The sequence below is a fragment of the Acetobacterium sp. genome (genome assembly GCF_041752335.1).
In the GTDB taxonomy this organism is placed as follows: Bacteria; Bacillota; Clostridia; order Eubacteriales; family Eubacteriaceae; genus Acetobacterium.
The window spans coordinates 55,001-70,134 of the sequence record NZ_JBGSHG010000030.1 but is presented as its reverse complement, the minus strand read 5'-3'; the positions used below and the strand labels follow the sequence as shown (position 1 = coordinate 70,134).

11 protein-coding genes are annotated in these 15,134 nt (G+C 50.4%); 8 read left to right on the top strand and 3 right to left on the bottom strand.

Annotated elements, in window-relative coordinates; all coding sequences use genetic code 11:
• Window positions 1-205: 205 nt before the first annotated feature.
• The 3 genes from ACEW8F_RS04470 to ACEW8F_RS04460 form a co-directional block, all read right to left on the bottom strand.
• Window positions 206-3,181: a methyl-accepting chemotaxis protein gene (locus tag ACEW8F_RS04470; protein WP_373482272.1), complete on the bottom strand. Its 2,976-nt coding sequence runs from the start codon at window positions 3,179-3,181 to the stop codon at window positions 206-208.
• Window positions 3,182-3,353: 172 nt separating this feature from the next.
• On the bottom strand, window positions 3,354-3,896 hold the full coding sequence (locus ACEW8F_RS04465; protein ID WP_373482271.1) for a hypothetical protein: 543 nt from the start codon (window positions 3,894-3,896) through the stop codon (window positions 3,354-3,356).
• On the bottom strand, window positions 3,893-4,474 hold the full coding sequence (locus ACEW8F_RS04460; RefSeq protein WP_373482270.1) for a PadR family transcriptional regulator: 582 nt from the start codon (window positions 4,472-4,474) through the stop codon (window positions 3,893-3,895). The genes ACEW8F_RS04465 and ACEW8F_RS04460 overlap by 4 nt, the downstream gene beginning before the upstream one ends.
• Before the next feature lie 423 nt (window positions 4,475-4,897).
• Here ACEW8F_RS04460 and rsgA point away from each other — a divergent pair, with 423 nt between their 5' ends.
• The 8 genes from rsgA to trpC all read left to right on the top strand — a co-directional run bounded on the left by rsgA (window position 4,898) and on the right by trpC (window position 14,980).
• Window positions 4,898-5,974, top strand: coding sequence for a ribosome small subunit-dependent GTPase A (gene rsgA, locus ACEW8F_RS04455; RefSeq protein ID WP_373482269.1), 1,077 nt, complete (start codon window positions 4,898-4,900; stop codon window positions 5,972-5,974).
• 44 nt (window positions 5,975-6,018) lie between these two features.
• Window positions 6,019-6,855, top strand: a complete 837-nt coding sequence (locus ACEW8F_RS04450) for a lipase family protein (RefSeq protein ID WP_373482268.1) — start codon at window positions 6,019-6,021, stop codon at window positions 6,853-6,855.
• Window positions 6,856-6,899: 44 nt separating this feature from the next.
• Window positions 6,900-7,370, top strand: a complete 471-nt coding sequence (locus ACEW8F_RS04445) for a GNAT family N-acetyltransferase (RefSeq protein ID WP_373482267.1) — start codon at window positions 6,900-6,902, stop codon at window positions 7,368-7,370.
• Between the two features lie 251 nt (window positions 7,371-7,621).
• Entirely contained in the window at window positions 7,622-10,672 is a 3,051-nt protein-coding gene (locus ACEW8F_RS04440) for a hypothetical protein (protein WP_373482266.1), read from the top strand.
• 463 nt (window positions 10,673-11,135) lie between these two features.
• On the top strand, window positions 11,136-12,599 hold the full coding sequence (gene trpE, locus ACEW8F_RS04435) for an anthranilate synthase component I (RefSeq protein WP_373482265.1): 1,464 nt from the start codon (window positions 11,136-11,138) through the stop codon (window positions 12,597-12,599).
• Window positions 12,599-13,180: an aminodeoxychorismate/anthranilate synthase component II gene (locus tag ACEW8F_RS04430; RefSeq protein ID WP_373482264.1), complete on the top strand. Its 582-nt coding sequence runs from the start codon at window positions 12,599-12,601 to the stop codon at window positions 13,178-13,180. Before trpE ends, ACEW8F_RS04430 begins: the two co-directional genes overlap by 1 nt.
• Complete coding sequence (trpD, locus tag ACEW8F_RS04425) at window positions 13,173-14,201, top strand: anthranilate phosphoribosyltransferase (protein WP_373482263.1); 1,029 nt, start codon at window positions 13,173-13,175, stop codon at window positions 14,199-14,201. The genes ACEW8F_RS04430 and trpD overlap by 8 nt, the downstream gene beginning before the upstream one ends.
• Entirely contained in the window at window positions 14,198-14,980 is a 783-nt protein-coding gene (gene trpC, locus ACEW8F_RS04420) for an indole-3-glycerol phosphate synthase TrpC (protein ID WP_373482262.1), read from the top strand. The genes trpD and trpC overlap by 4 nt, the downstream gene beginning before the upstream one ends.
• Window positions 14,981-15,134 lie beyond the last annotated feature (154 nt).

Below are 15,134 nucleotides of genomic sequence, written 5' to 3'. Positions count from 1 at the left end.
AAGCGGGCAGGATATCCCAATTTTTATGATTATTATCTGCAAGTAACGGTGTGAACTCTGGAACCGCCGTATACCGAACGGTACGTACGGTGGTGTGGGAGGTCGGCTGATCAATTAATGGTCAGCCTCCTACCCGATCGCAAAATAAAAAATCCCCGTGATGCCGTCTGAGAATACGGCATCACGGGGGTCTAGTTTATGATGTTTACTTGGTCAATTCAAATTTGCTGACCATGTTTTTAAGCAGTTCCGCCTGGCTGTATAGTTCTTCGCTGGCGGCAGCGCTTTCTTCGGCAGTGGCGGAATTATTCTGAACAACCTGGGCAACCTGATCGATGCCGCTGTTGATCTGGTTGATGGACGCGGTTTGCTCATTGGAAGCGGTATCAATTTTGCTGACCAGGGCGGCAACCTTGGCCACGCCGGCGACAATTTCATTCAGGGATTCGGCGGTGTTGTTAGCAATGATGGTGCCTTCGGAAACCTTGGAAATGGAACCTTCAATCAGTTCGGTGGTTTCTTTGGCGGCTTCGGCACTACGGCCGGCCAGGGTGCGGACCTCTTCGGCGACGACGGCAAAGCCCTTGCCCTGCTGTCCGGCCCGGGCCGCTTCGACGGCGGCATTTAAGGCCAGGATATTGGTCTGGAAGGCAATGTCATCGATGACCTTGATGATATTGGAAATCTTCGCTGAGGCGGCATTGATTTCTGCCATGGAACGAAGCATCTGCTGCATCTGGGTGTTGCCGTTTTCGGCATTTTGCTGGGCGGTCAGGGTCAGCTGATTGGCCTGGTTGGCATTAACTGCGTTTTCCCGGGTTTGCACCGCCACTTCTTCAATGGAAGCATTAAGCTCTTGCATCGAGCTGGCCTGTTCGGTGGCTCCCTGGGCCAGGGCCTGGCTGCCGTCGGAAACCTGGCGAGAACCTGAAGCGACCTCGTCGGCGGAATGATTGATGTTGCCGAGGATCTCATTGAGCGAGTTCATGGTGTCGTTTAAGGAATTCTTGATAATCGCATAGCTGCCCAGATAATCCCCCTCCATCGGTTGGGTCAGATTGCCGGCGGCCATTTGTTCAAGGACCACAGCGGCTTCGCTGATGGGCTGTTCGATGGCATCCAGGGTCTGGTTGAAGCCATCGACGATTTCCCGGTAACCGCCGGAAAAGCGGGATGCATCGCTGCGGACTTCGAGGTTGCCGTTGATCCCGGCCTGAGCCAGGTTGCGGGATTCAGCAATCAGATTGTCGATGGAAGTCAGGGTGGCGACTATCGCGGGGATCAGTTTATCGTTATCGGAACGTTTGCCGACAGCCGTGAATTCGCCCAGCCGGCTGGTATCGCCAAGCGAAATCCGGATAAAGGCATCTTGAACACTGAGGAGTCGGGTATGAACCAGATTAATTTCTTCAGCAAATTCATTCATACTGCCTTGATAACGGCCATTCATGGACAGGGTGTAATCATTGGTGGCCATTTTATTCATCACCTGGCGGGCCTCATTGATGGGCGCCAGCAGCGAGTTCAGGGTATTGTTAAAGCCTTCAATGATTTTGCGGAAATCACCGCTATGCTTCGTGGCATCAGTCTGGATTTCCAGTTGGCCGGCGGTGGCGGCCTGAGCCAGCATATTGACATCGGCCACCAGGGCATTGATGTTATCAATACAGGAATTCAGGTTTTCTTTGATGGTATTAAAGTCGCCGTGATAGGTGGCGGTAATTTTGGCGGGAATTTCGCCGCGGCTGATTTTATTCATATAATCAGCGGCGACCGTCAGCGGTTCGACCACGGCATCCAGGGTATGGTTGATGCCAACTACGATATCCCGGTACTTGCCCTGGAATTTGGCGGCATCACCGCGGATGGCCAAATGCCCGTCGGTGGCTGATTGGGTCAGCATTTCGACTTCGGTTTCGAGGTTCTTGAGGTTTTCGACCACTTCAATCAGACTTTTTGACTGGATATCTTTATCCGATTTAATATCAACGGTGACATTGAGGTTCCCCAGGGAAATTTGTTCCAGGGTGGCAATGTTTTCCTGAATATTTTCAGATAATTTCTGGAAGGACAGGCCCAGTTGACCCAGCTCATCTTCCCGGCTGATGATCGTTGCCGGAATTTCGCTGTCAAAATCGCCCAATTCAGCCTTATGGAAGAGCTCGGTGATCAGCACGATGGGATTAACCACCCCTTTGACCTGTCGGATAATAATCACGCTGAGCACGATCAGGGTCAATAAAAACAATCCGATCAGCTGGAAGATCAGGGCCATAATCGGAGCATTGAGTTCGCTTTGGGGCTCCATAATCGCCAGGGTCCAGCCGGTGGCGGGGATCGTGGCGTAATAGATATTATTTTTGCCGGCATCATCGCTAAATACCCCGGAACCCGGTTTGCCACTGAGCATGCTTTCGCCCAGAGCGGCAAGGCTGGCATTGGGATCTTCCAGCAGATTGACGGTCATCGCTTTGGCGATATCAGCATCGGCGATGTAGAGGCCGTTCTGATCGACCAGGAACGCTCGGCCGGTTTCGCCGACTTTAATTGCGCTGATCATGGTCTGGAGACTGGAAAGATCGATATCACCTGTGACCACGCCTTTAAACTGTTTGTTGCTGTCATAAAAACCTTGGGTCGCGGTAACCAGGGAAATCCCCAGGGTCTCATCCTGATAGGGGGCCGACCAGGCCACGGTGTCGCTGTCATTTTTTCCGGCCAGATACCATTCCTGATTGGGAAAGTCATAGTCGTCGGTGCTGTACAGCGCTTCGGCAAAGCTGACAGTGCCGCCGTCGCGATAAGCATAGGGGCCAAAATATTTGATGCCCGGTTGATAACCATTATAATCAAACCAGACGCCGGCGCCATAGGTGTCAGCATTGAGTCCCACATATTGGGTCAGCAGCGCGTTGTATCCCGGAACGGTCAACTGGGTCCCGGTGACGCCAATGGTTTTGCTTAAACTGCTGACTACCTTGCTGTGATTGTCCAGGGACTGTTCGACCTCGGTGATAATCTGACTGAGCTGGAGGTTCATCCGCTCTTCGATTTGCTGGTTTTCGGTGTTGATGCTTAAAACGGTGACGGCAATGCCAATCACCAGCAGGGCCAGGGCTACAAAAATGATCACCATCGAGGTGATTTTATTACCGATTGAATGCTTGTTAAAAATCTTCATCCTGATTTCCGCCTTTTTTTGTTTTTGAACAGTCGTAATTTTATACCCCATTCTAAATCATTTTAAACTGAAACGCTATGGTATAATTGTTAAATCTATGATAAAGACCCAGAATATTTACTGAAAATCAAAGGTGCCTTTTATAAAAATATCTTAAAGAGAAACGTTTGATTTATTGAGTCTGGGCCTGAAGCTGTAAAAAATTCTGGCCCAGCGCTTTACCGATATTGGGCAGACCGAGGCTGGTAAACAGTGCCATCAGCGCCGACCAGTAGGGCGGGTAGCGATCCTGACCTTTGGAAATCAGCGGTTCCTGATCGGCGATGCTGATTTTTAAATCCCAGCCAAAGGCACAGTCACCACTTTCGGGGGCGTTATCTGGCCGATAAACTGCTTTCCAATCCTGGACATAAAGCCCCCAAAAATCCGTCAGCAGTTGCTGCCACTGTTGGTGGTCGATGTAAATTTCTGGCAGATCCGGGTAATAACAGAGAAAAGGCCCCTCAATGGTGGCCCCGGCAGCCGTTTTGGTAAAGGTCAGATTCTGACTGGCCGCCCCCTGCTGATAGGTGTTCAGCACGATCTGACGGGTCGTCGCCACCAGCTCCCGGTGATCACCACCGAAAGTAATCTGACAGTCCCGGCAATAAAGCAATGGCAGGGTCGCCGGGCTGGTGTTGGTGCTGCCGCATTGTGGGCAAATGATTGGGCTCATATGGGCCTCCTCTCGTCGACAAAGATCCGGGCGTTGGTAGTGACTTCTTCGATGCATTCGTTGAGCCATTCAAGATAAGATTTTTCGCGCTTGATGGCCGACTTCAGAACGATGTAGTCGCCGTATTCCGGGCTCTGAATGGTTGAAATATCTTTGGTAGCCAGTAGAATCTCCATATTGGTCTGGAGTTTAGACAATTTTTCCTGACGTTGCTTAAGCTGGTAGTTAAAGTGCGCCAGGATTTTCTCATTGGACATCGACTCGATAAAATAAGCTTTGAGTCGGAAGATATCCTTTGGGGTTGGTTCTAGTAAATCCTGCTGTAACAGCCAGTTGTGAAAATCCTGTTTGCCCTTTTCGGTAATCGAATAGATTTTTTTTCGGAGCTTGTCGCCTTCAGGTAAGGTTTCAAAGGTGATCATTCCTTCCTCGGTGAGTTTTTTCAGTTCCGGGTAGATCTGGCTGTGCTTGGCATACCAGAAATTGACCAGCTCCATATTAAATACTTTCATTAAATCGTAACCAGTCATGGTTTCCCGGTTGATTAATCCAAGGATGGCATATTTCAAAGTTCTCATTTTGTGTAGGCCTTTCGTTTTTTGTCAAATCGTTGTACTTCACTATTTTATCTGATTTTTACCAAGAATGCATTTGTTTTCTTGGCCAGTTTGAAATATTAACATAAAGAAGCAATTTATTTGCCTTGACTTGATTAAAAAGAATCATTTACAATAATAGTACCGGGTGTTGATCGAGAAACGCAGTGCTACCGTACCGATCAATTGTTAATCTGTTGTCCGCCTTGATGCGTACAACATGATGTAACTATTGTCGGCACTGGGATATGCTCTAATTAACAGGCTGGAATTTGAATTTAAAAAAAAGGAGAATTTATGAAAAATATTAATAAAATGGATAGTGTCGTAACGCCGGAGGGCAAAGAACGATACTAGGCCTTTAGCCCTCCAAACGGTTTACAATAATAAAATTTGGAGGAAAAAATGAATAAGATAAATTTGGAAAATTACGGATTAGACCAGCGGATTAAGCAGGAAGCCAGTATGTATAGTGGTTTGTTTGTGGCCCGGGTGACGGAGCAGCATCGGGAGCTTTATAAGGTGATCGGTGAAGCGGGCGAATTGCTGGCGGAGGTGTCGGGGAAGTTTGTCTTTAATGCCGAAGACAATACCAGCTTCCCGGTGGTTGGCGACTGGGTGATGATCGACCGGACCGATGAAGGTTCGGGGAATGCGGTGATCCATCAGGTGTTAAGCCGGAAGTCGCTGTTTGAGCGAAAAGCCGCCGGAACGGGCAATGGCATTCAGATTGTCGCTGCCAATTTTGATTTGGTGTTTATTTGCATGTCATTAAACGCTGATTTTAATCTGCGCCGGCTGGAGCGTTATTTATCGATTGCCTGGAACAGCATGGCCCGGCCGGTGATCGTCCTAACTAAGGCTGACCTTTGTGATGATTTAGCGGCCCGGCTCAGTGATATTTCCACCGTCCGGGTGGGGACCGATGTGGTGGTTTGCTCCAGTCTCGATAACCGTGGCTATGACGAGATCGCCGGCTATCTGGCCCCGGGTAAAACGATTGTCTTTCTGGGCTCATCAGGGGTCGGGAAATCGACCATTATTAACCATCTGATCGGCTCCGAAGTGCTGGCCACCAAAGGGCTCCGAAGTGATGACAAGGGTCGGCACACCACCACCCATCGGCAGCTGCTGCTGTTACCTGGCGGCGGCGTGGTCATTGATACGCCGGGGATGCGGGAACTCCATCTGGACAGCGCCGATCTGTCCCGCTCCTTTGCCGACATTGAAAGCCTGGCCGAACAATGCCGGTTTGGCGACTGCAGCCATAACAACGAACCTGGCTGTGCGGTCCGCGCTGCCATTACAGCCGGAAGCCTCGCGGCCAAACGACTGGAAAACTATCGTAAGCTGCAAAAGGAATTGGACTACGAAGGGCTCAATTCCCGGCAGCTGGAAGCCGAAAAAATCAAGAAGATGTTTGGCAGCAAAGGCGAAATGAAACAGGTCATGCGCCAGGCGAAGAATAAAAACAAACGCTAAACCAGGATTATCGTTCGCAATTTTTAAATCAAAGGAGAAATACAATGAAGCAACAAGATCTGCCGGAAGCTTACAGCAAACAGGATGCCATTTTGATGGCTGGTTTTTGTTATCAGACTTACTCGTTTTTTGATCAGCAGCAGCTGGCGCTGCCGGCCGGTTTTGAGCTGAGATCTTCATTTAATGGTAAGGCCGGAGTGACCGAGAAAACGGAAGAAAATTTTGGTTTTATCGCCGAGTCGCTAGATCAGCTGGTGCTGGCTTTTCGGGGCTCCGATTCAACCCCCAATCTGGATTCGGATCTGGATCTTTTCCAGATTCCTTTTCCCTATGCACAAAACGCCGGATTAAGCCATCGGGGCATCACCCGGGTCTATCAGTCGCTCCGGGAGGAAGTGCTTGAGCTGGTTCGTCAATTGCCCGCGGATAAAAAACTCACTATCACCGGCCATAGTCTGGGCGGTGATCTGTCGATTATGGCGGCCCTGGATTTTGTCGTTAATCTTGACCGCAACGATGTGACTGTTTATACCTATGCTGCAGGCCGACCCGGTGATCAGGATTTTGCCGGGTCTTACAACGCCGCGATCAAAAAAAGTTTCCGGATTTATAATGTCCATGATTTTATCCCGACTCTGCCAGCCGCCGAATATCCGGCCCCGTTTACCGAAACCGGGCTGGTCTATCAACACGTGGAGGCGCCGGTGCCGATTGGGTTTCAGATGAACAACCTGTTTTTGAATCACCGGATCAACTGTTATTTCCAGAAACTGGGAGAGCAGGATATCAATTATATGAATGCCCTGCGGAGCAGCAGCCCGGGCTTTTGTCCGGAGCCGATTAATTTAGTGAAATTGGCCGACTCAATGAAAAATAATTAGGGATTTGAACGTCAATCCCGATTGACATCCCAGAAGAGGTTTAGATGATTAAAAAAATTGACAATAGCGATTTAGCAGCGGCGGTGGATCTGGCTAATCAGGTTTTTCACGAATTCATTGCCGATGGCTACACCGACGAAGGCCGCCAGACCTTTACCGATTATCTGGATTATAAGCTGGAAGAAATGGCCGAGGATCTGTCCACCGGCCATAAGAAACTGTGGGGCTTTTATGAAGGCGACCAAATTGTCGGGGTCATTGGCACCCGGGATCGCTTTCATGTCTCGCTGATGTTTGTTGATAAGAATCATCACCACCAGGGCATTGCCCGAGCCTTATTTAATACTGTCCTGGCGGATTTTGAATGTCAGCAGCCGGGAAAACCCTTTGTCATGACGGTCAATTCGTCCCCCTATGCGGTGGAAGTATACCGCCGTTTCGGCTTTGTGGATACCGCCGGGGAACAGATTAACAAGGGGATCCGCTTTGTGCCGATGAAGCTGACGGTGAGCTGATCAGAAAGTACAGTGATTTTATCAGCTGGTTATATTAAAAAAAGCGCTTCAGTTTGGGAGCGCTTTTTTGCGCTTATTAATAGGAACGAAAATAATATTTTGCGATAAAAATTTACAATTTGTTCATTTTTACGCAATTGACAGGCTTCTTTACTGATGGTAAGGTTTACATGCAACAGTTGCGCGGGTCAACAATTTAAAGAAGTGATTTTAAAGAAGAAATTGAACGAAGCGATTAAGAGAGGGAAAAGATGAAAAAGAAAACGATAAGCGTTACCATAATCCTCGGCATATTACTATGTCTGACCAGCTTTGGTGCCAGCCCGGTTTTGGCCGGGACGGATTTGCTGATACCGACCGGGGCGCCAAAGATTGCGGCTGCCATGGATACTAGTGAAGCCATAGGTATTCGTTACCATACCCATATCCAGAACATCGGTTGGGAATCCCAATGGGCCGAAAACGGTGCGGTAGCCGGCACCCAAGGCTACGGGTTCCGGCTCGAAGGCATCGAAATTGAGCTGACCGGGGCTGTGCCGGCCGGCGCGGCGATAGAGTATCGCACCCACGTTCAGGATGTCGGGTGGGAGCACTTTTGGGCGATCAACGGATCTACCGCCGGCACCCAGGGACGGGGCCTGCGACTGGAGGGGATTCAGATCCAGCTGATTGATCTGCCGGGATATTCAGTGGAATACCGGACCCACGTCCAGAATGTCGGGTGGGAAACCAAATGGTCTAAGGATGGTGAAATCGCCGGCACCCAGGGACGGGGCCTGCGGTTAGAAGGAATTGAGATCCGGCTGGTTAAGGATACGACCGCCGTGGTGACGGATTTAACGGGAGCGGCGGATGTCTCGCCTGCAGGCGGAGGGGTTAGTCTCATCGATGGTGCGGCGGTGGCTGTTCCGGCCGGAGTGCTAACCCAAACCAGTACCTTTCAGTTCAGCCGGCTTTCGGAGGGCGGCGGAGCGGACGCTTTTTATCAACTAAACGGTGTCCCCGATGTCTGGTCGGGATCCCTGGAAATCACACTGCCGCTTACTGTGACCCCGGAAACCCCGGATAATACCTATGTGGCTGTTTATCACAGTAGTACCTACCAGCCGTCATCCGATGCCGGAGGCACCAACCGCCAGCTGATTAAGGCTGAGGTTGTCAATGGCATGGCCACAATCCAGGTGCCTTCGCTAAATCCCGATATTGTTACCATTCTTGGGGATGAAGGCACCATCGAAACCGCTATTCCCAATTATGAACTACTATTTTATGTCATGCCGGACATCCGTACCGAAACCTTCAACGGCTTTCAGTTGACGGTGCCAGTCGCCGTGGCCAAAGCCAATCCCCAGCTTATCGACGAAATAAAAGCGGATTTGATCGAAAGCAACGCCTTTATTAAAAGCGAAACTGGTGTTAATCTGCCCTATGCCGGGGGGCGAAATCCCCTGCCGGTGGACATCTTTGATTTCAGCGGCTTGATTGACCGCTATCTCGGTGGTCGAAGTGCGGCAGCCTGGGGTTATCTGGAAATTTCAGGTTACACTCGCGCCAGTCAGCTTGACAATGCCTGGATCAGCATCAATGCCAATAAATTTAAGGACGCCGATGCTGCCCAGCAAATCCGGGCAACGGTGGCTCATGAACTGTTCCATTATTATCAGCAATTGTATCTGCCCAGCGATGGCCAGAGTCAGAGCCTGTTGCAGGAAGCTTCGTCAGTCTGGATGGAATTTGAAATGATGAAAAAATATCCGGATTTCTGGCCAACCGTACTGGATCCGGAAAATGTCGGCTGGTTTGGCAAAAACGGGCTGCTGCGGGACGGTCAAACCGCCTGTCATAATCAGGATGCTCACGCTTACACCACCTCGCTTTATCTCAGATATATGAGTGAGAAGAACGGCTCCCAGTCGGTTGGAAAGCTCTGGAAATCGGTGCAATCCGATGACGAAGTATTCAAGGCCTTCAGCGATGGCTTTAATGATCCCAACTGGTACAATAACTGGCCGGATTTTGTCAAAAAACTCTTTTCCGGGGACTTTACCAAAGCCATGCCGGATACCACCTGGGCGCTTCATACCAATGCCCTATTTGACGGTGGGAAAACGTATAAGGTTGATGATCCCTACACCCAGACAAAATATCAGTTTAGTTCTGACGTCTATCCCTTATCAGCGCAAAGTCATCGGATTTTGCTGCGTTACAACACCAAAGGTTTTGCCATTGGTGAAAAAGCCAGTTTAAAAATAACCAATGGGAACAGCGCTGATGTGACCGTCTACCTGTTTAGGAAAAAAGATAACGACGACGTGGAACTGTTGGCGACCATCGATTCAGATACCCCCTATGTGCTTAAGGATTTACCTAACGTCGGTCAGCAGAGCCTGAGTCTGGTGACCGCCACCAAATGGCAGCCCACGGCGATGGCGATGAATGAAAGTCGCAAGGCTGTGATTGATGCTGAAATCATTTTTGGTTCGGACACCAGTTTTTACGATGCCTTAGTGGCCTCACTACCTAATAATAATGACAACCAAAGCTATACCAAAAACAGCTGGGATATCTATCAGGCTTATCTGGTCGGCTGCAATCTGAAGCTGACCGCTGCTGACAGTCAGGCGGTCATTGATGCAGAAGTGGTGAAGCTTAAGGAAGCCGTGGGAAAACTGAAAAAAGGCGCCACCCCACCCGACGATTACAATTGCGGCTGGCAACCGGATTATAACAATCTGGTCAAGGAAGCACTGGATAGCAGCCAGGGTGATTACGGATACTATCATTGTGATGGCGCCGGCCGGTACCATGGCCTCTATCGCCTCTACTACGATCTGGAAATGACCAAACCTAAATACGCCCGGGCTTATTATGAAAACAAAATTCATGGCATTGCCACCGCCTGGTATGAAAATGGCACTATCGGCGAGCGCATCGAGTATCAGTATGGGAAACAGCATGGTACGACAAAGTTCTGGTGGGAAAATGGCACCCGTTTCTATGAGGGCAGTTTTGATAACGATCTCCGGATTGGCACCCACACCTACTGGTATGAAAATGGCAATAAACGGGAAGAAACGGTCTATCTCAATGATCTGAAAAACGGGGTCCGTTCCTACTGGTATGAAAATGGCACCCTCCAGGAAACCGGCACCTACACCAATGATCTCAAGGAAGGGCTTTGGACGGAATGGCACGACAATGGCGTAAAAGCCTCTGAAGGCCGGTATACCAACAATAACCAGACCGGCACCTGGACTTACTGGTATTCTGATGGAACCGTGAGTCGCACCAAGGATTATTAATCACCGATTGGTCAGGGAAAAATGCGGATAATATTAAAAATGTTGGCGTTATCAGCAAAAAATAATTTGACAAAAACCGCAATTTGGATTAAGCTTTAGCTAATTTAATACTTCAATCAAACCGTTGACGTGGAGATAACGGTGTATCGTGCAGTTACAGAGAGCGGGGAAGGCTGAGAGCCTCGCACAACGCAGAACATCAAATGGACCACTGAGGGCGCAGTCAAAGGAAATAACCATTTCTGAGTATTCTGCGACGTGACGCATACGTCAGTTGCGAGGGATATGTTTGTATCCTGCAGAGAGTACAGGGATTTTTCTCTGTAAATTAAGGTGGTACCGCGGGCTTAAATTTTTGCGCTCGTCCTTGATTAATTTTTATTAATCAAGGACGGGCGTTTTTTTATTACTTAAAAAGCGCATAAACAGTAGAGCTAAAACCAACCAACGAAAGGATACGATTATGATTAAACCATCGATGGAAGAGGCCAGAGGGTATTGCGGGGATTATCAGAGCATCCCGATTAGTCTGGAGCTGTTTTCAGATATCAAGACACCGATTGAGGTGCTGAAGTGTTTAAAAGCCACGGGCAAAAAGTGTTATTTGCTGGAAAGTGTGGAGGGCGGCGAAAAATGGGGCCGTTATTCGTTTCTGGGCTTTGACCCGACCCTGGCGGTGACCTGTCTGGACGGCGAAGTGGTGGTTAAGAATGGCAAAAACAAGGACATTTTGACCGATGATCCGCGGACAGTGCTGCGGGAAATTCTGGCCCGGTGGAAAAGTCCCAAGCTGGATTTCCTGCCGGTCTTTACCGGTGGCTTTGTCGGCTACATTTCTTACGATTTCGTCAAATACACTGAAACCAATCTGGTGTTGGAAAACGAAAACGCCGAAAATTTTGATGACATGAATCTGATGCTTTTTGATAAGGTCATCGCCTATGATCATCTGCGTCAGAAAATTGTGGTGATTGTCAATATTAAAACCGACAACTTTGAGAAAAACTATATCGACGGGGTGGTTGCGCTGAAGGAAATTGAAGCGCTGATTAAAAACGGCAGCAGTACCGTGGCGTTTCGGGGTCAGGTGACTTCGGCGTATCGTTCGCTGTTTAGCAAAGACTATTATTGCGAGATGGTCGAAAAAACAAGAGAGCATATTTATCAGGGCGATATTTTCCAGGCGGTGATTTCCAACCGGCTGGAAGCGGACTTTGAGGGCGATCTGCTGTCGGCTTATCGGGTGCTGCGCACGGTTAATCCCTCGCCGTATATGTTTTATATCGACTTTGATGAGATTCAGGTGGCCGGGGCGTCGCCGGAAACCTTAGTGTCGCTGAAAAATTCCAAACTGTCGACCTTTCCGATTGCCGGCACCTGTCCCCGGGGCGAGACGCCGGAACAGGACGAAGCCCTGATTGCCGAGTTGCTGAAAGACGAAAAAGAGCTCAGCGAACACAATATGCTGGTCGATCTGGGCCGCAACGATCTCGGCAAGGTCAGTGAGTTTGGTTCGGTGAAGGTGGAAACTTATCAGGAGGTGGTCCGCTATTCCCATGTTTCGCACATTTCTTCGACCGTCACCGGGATCCTCAAAGACGGGCTGGATCAGCTGGATGCCCTGGGGGCGGTGTTGCCGGCGGGTACCCTGTCCGGGGCGCCGAAAAAACGGGCGATTGAAATTATCAATGCTCTGGAAGGCCAGAAGCGCGGCGTCTATGGCGGAGCGGTGGGTTATATCGACTTTTCCGGCAACATGGATATGTGCATTGCGATTCGGATGGCGGTCCGCAAAAACGATAAGGTTTATGTCTCCGCCGGCGCCGGGATCGTCGCGGACAGCATCCCCGAAAATGAATTTAATGAGTCCCGAAATAAGGCCCGGGCGATGTTTGAAGCTCTGGACCGGGCCCAGGAGGTGGAATAATGATTTTACTGATCGACAATTACGACAGCTTTTCCTATAACCTGTATCAATATGTGGGGATGATCAATCCCGATATCCGGGTGATAAAAAATGATGAACTGAGTCTGGCTGAAATCGCGGCGCTGGCACCGGATCACATCATTGTCTCGCCGGGGCCGGGACGACCGGCCGATGCGGGGATCTGTGAAGAGGTCATCGACTATTTTAAAGACAAAACCCCGATTTTAGGGGTCTGCCTGGGTCATCAGGCGATCTGCGAGGTGTTTGGCGGCACCATCATCTACGCCAGCACCCTGATGCACGGCAAAAGCAGCAACGTCCATATTGCCAACGGCAGCCCGATTTTCCGGGGTCTGCCGCCGATTATTGCGGCTGGCCGCTATCATTCCCTCAGTGCCGAGCGCAGCAGTCTGCCGGATGAGTTGCTGATCATCGCCGAGGATGACGAGGGCGAGGTGATGGCCGTGAAGCATCGCCAATATGACGTCTACGGGGTGCAGTTCCATCCCGAATCGATCCTCACCGATTCGGGCCACACGATGATTGAGAACTTTTTAAAGATAGGTAACGAAAATGATTAAAGCAGCGATATACGATATTGTCAACGGCAAGGACCTGTCTCTGGAGCGGACCCGGGAGGTCATGGATCAGATTATGAACGGCCAGGCCACCAACGCCCAGATCGCATCGTTTCTGACCGCGATGCGGATGAAGGGCGAAACCATCGATGAAATTACCGCCTGCGCCATGGTGATGCGGGATAAATGCACCAAGATTTTCCCGAAAACTGATGTGCTGGATATTGTCGGCACCGGCGGCGACGAGGTGTCCACCTTTAATATTTCGACGGTGTCAGCGCTGGTGATTGCGGCCGGTGGGGTGCCGGTGGCCAAACACGGCAACCGCAGCGTCTCCAGCAAGTGCGGATCGGCGGATCTGCTGGAAGCCCTGGGCGTGAATATTGAACTGTCGGCGGAAAAAAGCGCGGTGATGCTCGACGAGCTGGGGATCTGCTTTATGTTTGCCCCCACCTATCATGCCTCGATGAAATACGCCGGGCCGGTCCGTAAAGAACTGGGGATCCGGACGATCTTTAATATTCTCGGCCCACTGGCCAACCCGGCCGGCGCCAATATGCAGTTGCTGGGGGTTTATGATGAAAACCTGGTTGAGCCGCTGGCCAATGTGTTAAACAAGCTTAACGTCAAGCGGGGGATGGTGGTTCACGGCCACGACGGTCTGGATGAGATTACCCTGACTGACACTACCACCATCTGTGAAATCGCCGATGGCAAGATTAACAGCTTTTTTATCACCCCGGAACAATTGGGGCTACAGCGCTGCGAATTGCGTGATCTGATCGGCGGCGAAAAAGAAGAAAATGCCGTCATTGCTCTGAATATCTTAAACGGCGAAAAAGGCCCTAAGCGCGATGTAGTGGTGCTGAACGCGGCCTTCTGCCTGTATATGTCCCACAATGATATCACTCTCCGGGATTGTGTCAGGATGGCCGAAGAGATTATCGACGCCGGCAAGGCCAAGGCTAAGCTGGATAGCTTTGTCAAACGCAGCAATGAGCTGGCCATTGAGGTGCTGGTATGATCTTAGATCAGATAGTGGCGGCCACCGCCAAACGGGTGGCGGCGCTGAAAGAAACAACCACATTGGACGGCTTAAAAAGCCTGGCCAAACGGTCGAAAAACCCCTTTGCGTTTGAAAAAGCCCTGGCCCGGAAACAAGCCGCCGGGGAAATTGCCTTTATCTGCGAGGTTAAAAAAGCCTCACCCTCCAAAGGCGTGATCGCGGCGGATTTCCCTTATCTGGAAATCGCCCGGGACTATCAGGCCGCCGGCGCCGATGCCATTTCAGTGCTGACCGAGCCGGAATTTTTTCAGGGATCTAATGCTTATCTGACGGAAATCAAGGCGCAGGTGAGGATCCCGGTGCTGCGTAAAGATTTTATTATCGATGCCATCCAGATTTACGAAGCCAGCCTAATCGGCGCCGATGCGATTTTATTGATCTGTTCGATTTTAGATACCGACACGATCCGGGAGTACCTTGAGATCGCCGATGCGCTGGGGCTGTCGGCGCTGGTGGAAGCCCATGATGAAGCGGAAGTGAAGCAGGCCCTGGCCGCCGGGGCTCGCATCATTGGCGTCAACAACCGCAATTTGAAGACCTTTGAAGTGGATCTCCAAAACAGCATTCGGCTGCGCCAACTGGTACCGCCGGAAATTTTGTTTGTTTCGGAAAGTGGGATACGTACCGCGGAAGATATCGCGAAACTGCGGGAAAATGGGGCCAATGCGGTGCTGATTGGCGAAAAGTTGATGCGAAGTGGGGACAAGCAGGGGGCGCTGGATCAGCTGCGGGGGTAGCTGCGGCTGTGGTGAGGGCGAGGGTCTGACCCCTTGGTCATCACGGATCGCCCTTACGAATTGATGATAGACGGTGTCGTTTAAATAGTATCCATCAACGTGATGTGTTAGGTTGTCGGGGCGGACAGTGTCCGCCCGCAAGCGTGGATTTTAT